This window comes from Clostridium sp. (assembly GCF_021443865.1).
GTDB lineage: Bacteria > Bacillota > Clostridia > Clostridiales > Clostridiaceae > Clostridium.
Genome location: NZ_JABUTB010000141.1, coordinates 1 through 3,758, shown reverse-complemented (window position 1 = coordinate 3,758; position 3,758 = coordinate 1). Strand labels below are relative to the sequence as shown.

The window sequence follows — 3,758 nt, the reverse complement described above, 5'->3', positions numbered from 1 at the left end:
TATATGATATATCATATAGGGGATTAACCTTTAATAACTATAAATTAGTTGAATACTTATATACTTCTTTCTTAGCTAATCCTCTTTCTTTAGCTACTATTTTTATAGCTTCTTTTTTGTCTATTCCTGATTCCATAGTTTTAATTAAATGCTCTTCAATACTCAAAGAATTCCACTTAGATTCTTTTTCAGCCTTAATGTCTTCATCTGACTTTCCTTGAATAACTAGAACAAACTCTCCTCTTGGTCTAGCTTCATTAAAGAAATTAATAGCATCTGATATTTTCCCTCTATAAATTTCCTCATGGAGCTTAGTAAGTTCTCTACAAACTGCAATTTTTCTATTTCCCAAATTATCTTTTATATATTCAAGAGTATTAAGTAATCTATGCGGTGCTTCATAAAATATTAGAGTGTCTCTAACATTTTTAATTTCTTCAATTACTGGTTTTCTATCTTTATTTTCTCTTGGTAAAAACCCTCTAAAAATAAACTTTGTCGTATCTAGTCCTGAATACACTAGTGCAGTAGTTATAGCAGTTGCTCCTGGTAAAACTTCAAATTCAATATTTTCTTCTATACATTTTTCAACTATTACACTTCCAGGATCAGAAATACCTGGTGTACCTGCATCAGTTATTAATGCAATATTTACTCCATTTTTTAATTTATTTATTATATCTAAACTTTTTCCTTGTTCATTATGTTTATGATAACTAAACAAACTCTTTTTTATTTCAAAGTGATTTAAAAGCTTTAAACTAGTTCTCGTATCTTCCGCTGCTATTTCATCAACCTTTTGTAAAACTTCTAAAGCTCTTAAGGTTATATCCTTTAAATTTCCTATAGGTGTAGGAACTAAATATAATTTCCCTGATTCCATTTTAATCCTCCCTACCATAAATTCTATTTATTTCTTTTGTATAAGTTCCATCTTCATTATATACATATATTGGTGTTTCCCATTTTAAATACGCTCCACCGTCACGTTGCCCTTCAACTAGAACTATATTGGGAGCCTTGTTTATATTAGGTTGTATCATTTGAACTCTTTTAGGCTCTATTCTATGCTTTCTCATAAGCTCAAATATATCTATTAACCTCTCTGGCCTATGTACCATATATATTCTACCATTATCTTTTAAAAGTTGTCTTGCAGCTATAATAACATCTTCTAAATTACATAAAATTTCATGCCTTGCAATTGCTAACTTATCATGCGGATTTATAATCCCAGAATTATTTAGTTTATATGGTGGATTAACAGTTAAAACATCAAATTTTCCTAAAGTCTTTAATAGTTCTAAATTCTTTAAATCAGCATTTATAAACTTCACAGTATTCTCTAATTCATTATACTTACTACTTCTATTTGCCATTTCTACCATATCTTCTTGAATTTCTATACCTACTATTTCTTTGGGTTTATATTTACCTTGTATTAGAAATGGAATTATCCCTGTACCTGTACATAAGTCTACAACTTTATGCTTATTTTTTACACTAGCAAAATTAGATAATAAAACCGCATCTACCCCAAATCTAAATCCTTGTTTTTTTTGTATTAAATATAAATTATCTAATTGTAAATCATCTATAGATTCATCTTCTAATAACTTTATATCTTTATTCATCTACTTACCTCTATCTACTATATTTATGTATAATTTCATTTTAACTATTTGCTATATTTTAAATCTACTAAATTATATCATAATTTATAATTCCCTATACATAAAAAATAAACTCCGTCTTTAGACGGAGTTTATTTAATTAATATTAACTTTTTAATTAAAGTACTCTTCTAGCTGCATAGAATGATGTTACTGGTGAAACTTTAACGCTTTGACCTGGTTGTGGAGCGTGTATATACTGTCCGCCTCCAACATATATCCCAACGTGGTCTAATCCATAAGTAAATACTAAATCACCTGGTTGTAATTCTCCATATGAAACTGGTGTACCAACACCAATTTGAGAATAAGTTGTTCTAGATATTTCTATTCCAGCTGCATTTCTAAAAACGTAGCTTGTAAATCCTGAACAATCAAAAGCGCTTGGTCCTGTAGCTCCATATACATAAGGAGTTCCAATAAATCCATATGCATAATCTACGATAGCATTTCCTGTAGCAGATGATTGACCTCTATTTGGCATTGCAGCTGCTGCTTGTTGCGCTTGTAAATCTTCGATTTTAACCTTTGCATCTTCTATTGCGTTATTTACTTCTTCAACTACTGTAGGACTCTTTAATTGCTTATCCCTAATAGTTCTTAATTGTGATATTGTACTTTGTAAATCTGAAATTTCACTAGATGATACTAGAATATTCAATTGATATTCTACTAAACTTCTTTCTGATACTGATAAATATTGAGCATCAAATCTTTCTTGCTCTAATTGTGCTTCAGCAATTAATACTTCTTGCTCTTTTTTCTTATCTTCTAGTTCAGATAATATTTTCTTGTTTTCTTCATTAATCTTAGCTATTTCGTTTGACTTCTCTTCTAATGAAGCAACCTTTTCATCTAATTTCTCTTTCTTTTCAAGTAAATCCTTTACTATCTTTTTATCAATATTAACTAGTCTACTAGCAGAATCTATTTTTGAAATAAGATCAGCAAAACTTTCAGCACTAAATAGTAAAGTTATATAACTTCCTTGGCCACCTGATTTGTATAATTCTCTTAATCTTTTTCCTAACACTTCTTCTTTATCTTCAATTTCAGCTTTTGAAGCATCAATCTCTTTGTTAGTGTTAACTATTTCTTCCTTGATAGATTCTATTTGTTTTCTGTTATTTATGTCCTTTTCCGCTAATGGAGCTATTTGCTCGTTTAAATTATATATTTTACCTTGAATGTCGTCTATCTTCTTATTCAATTCGTCATACTTTTGTTGATTCTGTATTACTTCCTCATTTGGAGTAGCAAATACTGGTGTTACTGAGGTAATTGTTAAAGCTCCAGCAATAACAATTGACAAGATCCTTTTTTTCATATGCGCTGGTCTCTTATGACCATCCCCCTCTCCCTTACATGTTACTTAACCATTATAACACTTATGGTAAGCTTGGACAATGGTAATTTTTAAAAATTGCGATAATTAGAGCATGTAAATGTATACTATACATATTTATTAAAATTATTTTAGTATTAATACTAAACTCTCTTATTAAAGTATATTTATTTGCTTTAACTTTTATATCTAAAACTTATTTTTATCTTAAAATAAGTCTATATATTCTTATATTTCTTAAGCACTATATTTTGAATTATTGATAATATAAATATAAATGCTATATATACGACTATTATGTACTTAGATTTTTCAATAAAGATTATATCTAGTAATCCTAATATCACTCCTATTAAACCTATAGATAAATTAAATATACCATTATAGTACATAAATTTATCTGCATCTTTATATACTCCACTTTCCTTAAAGTATTTTTTTATTTTTTTACTAAATAAAGATATTAGTCCTAATATTAAAAAGCCAAAGCTTCCTAATAGAATTATTAAATTTATACCTTTCATTTATTTACCTCCTACCTTAATATTTGCCTACTTTTTACATTTTTAAACATGTTGATATGTTATTTTAGCAATTATATTTTCTTATGTAAATTTTTTTATTTATATAGATAAAAAGTGTTGACACAATTATATATAGTTACTATAATAGTAATGTACTTCGGGGTGTGGCGCAGATGGGAGCGCGCGTGGTTTGGGACCATGAGGTCGCAGGTTCAA

At 28.3% G+C, this 3,758-nt stretch carries 4 protein-coding genes; all 4 read right to left on the bottom strand.

The features are described 5' to 3' along the window. Positions 1-37 precede the first annotated feature (37 nt). Positions 38-883: a 16S rRNA (cytidine(1402)-2'-O)-methyltransferase gene (rsmI, locus tag HUJ77_RS15010; protein ID WP_291710024.1), complete on the bottom strand. Its 846-nt coding sequence runs from the start codon at positions 881-883 to the stop codon at positions 38-40. 1 nt (position 884) lies between these two features. Continuing rightward, entirely contained in the window at positions 885-1,634 is a 750-nt protein-coding gene (locus HUJ77_RS15005) for a tRNA1(Val) (adenine(37)-N6)-methyltransferase (RefSeq protein WP_291710023.1), read from the bottom strand. Between the two features lie 157 nt (positions 1,635-1,791). Then, positions 1,792-3,000 (bottom strand): C40 family peptidase, encoded by a 1,209-nt coding sequence (locus HUJ77_RS15000; protein WP_291710021.1) that lies wholly within the window; start codon positions 2,998-3,000, stop codon positions 1,792-1,794. Positions 3,001-3,236: 236 nt separating this feature from the next. Then, the gene (locus HUJ77_RS14995; protein WP_291710020.1) at positions 3,237-3,542 is read right to left on the bottom strand and encodes a hypothetical protein; all 306 of its coding nucleotides are present in this window, start codon (positions 3,540-3,542) and stop codon (positions 3,237-3,239) included. Positions 3,543-3,758 lie beyond the last annotated feature (216 nt).